We start from the raw sequence: 974 nt of genomic DNA, 5'->3' as shown, positions 1-974 counted from the left end.
CGTGAGATAAGTGACGCCGGCCATCAGCACGATGGTGAAAAAGGTCGTTGCATCGATCATGCATCACTCGCCATCAGCCAGGCCGCGACCAGACCCGACATGGCGCCCGCGGCGACATACCAGGCGCCGGGAACGAAGAGATAGACCAGTGCCGCCACGACCAGGCTGACCAGCCAGGGTCGCGCCGCCGCCATCCCCGTCCACATGCCGCGCATCAGCACCAGGAAGACAGCCGGGAACGCCATGTCGAAACCATAGGCCCCGACGTCGCCGAGCATCGGACCGAGCAAGGCACCCAGCGTGGTGAAGACCACCCAGGTGAGATACATCGCCAGCGCCGCGCCCATATAGTAGCGCGGGCTGAAGGCCGGCATGATGCCGGCAGCAGTGCGCTGTCTGGCATCGGCCAGGCCCAGCGCCCAGCTCTCGTCGCACATAAAGAAAAGCGCCGGAAACACCTTGCGCCGCGGCAGGTGGCGCAGGAACGGCGCTAGTGCCGCACCCATCAGCAAATGACGGCTGTTGACCAGGAAGGTGATGGCGACGATGAGCACGATGTGCGGCGGCGACGTCCACAATTGGATCGCCGCGAATTCCGAACCGCCGGCGAAATTCAGCCCTGTCATCGCGGACAGTTCGACCGTGCTCAGCCCTTTTTGCGTGGCCTGGGCGCCGAGCACCAGCGCATAGGGTATGGTGCCGAACAGCACCGGCGCGCAGGACGCCACGCCACGGCGGAATTCGGATCGCGAACCATTGCCCGCCGCCTCGACTGCCTGTGAAATGCTCATGTGTCTCCACTGGCGCGCCTCGCGGCCGCCGCTGCCCTGCGTTTGAACTCTCATGACACTGGCGGCAAACATACCCACAATTCTCCGCAATATGGTTGCGAATATTGTTGTACTTCAACTAGGTTCGGCATTGAGTGCCATTAATTCCAAAATAGATGGAATCTAGAGCCATGAAGCTGGATG

1 protein-coding gene is annotated in these 974 nt (G+C 62.1%); it reads right to left on the bottom strand.

From position 1 onward, the window contains the following. Positions 1-56 precede the first annotated feature (56 nt). Positions 57-791: an AzlC family ABC transporter permease gene (locus EN750_RS36315; protein WP_127399415.1), complete on the bottom strand. Its 735-nt coding sequence runs from the start codon at positions 789-791 to the stop codon at positions 57-59. Between the last annotated feature and the right edge of the window lie 183 nt (positions 792-974).

The organism is Mesorhizobium sp. M7A.F.Ca.ET.027.03.2.1 (assembly GCF_003999175.1).
Lineage (GTDB): Bacteria > Pseudomonadota > Alphaproteobacteria > Rhizobiales > Rhizobiaceae > Mesorhizobium.
Note: the sequence above shows the minus strand (reverse complement) of the source record. Positions and strands in the feature narration are given on the sequence as shown.

Coding starts and splice junctions, on each gene's coding strand:
- EN750_RS36315 (WP_127399415.1), bottom strand. CDS start 791: ATGAGCATTTCACAGGCAGTCGAGGCGGCGGGCAATGGTTCGCGATCC.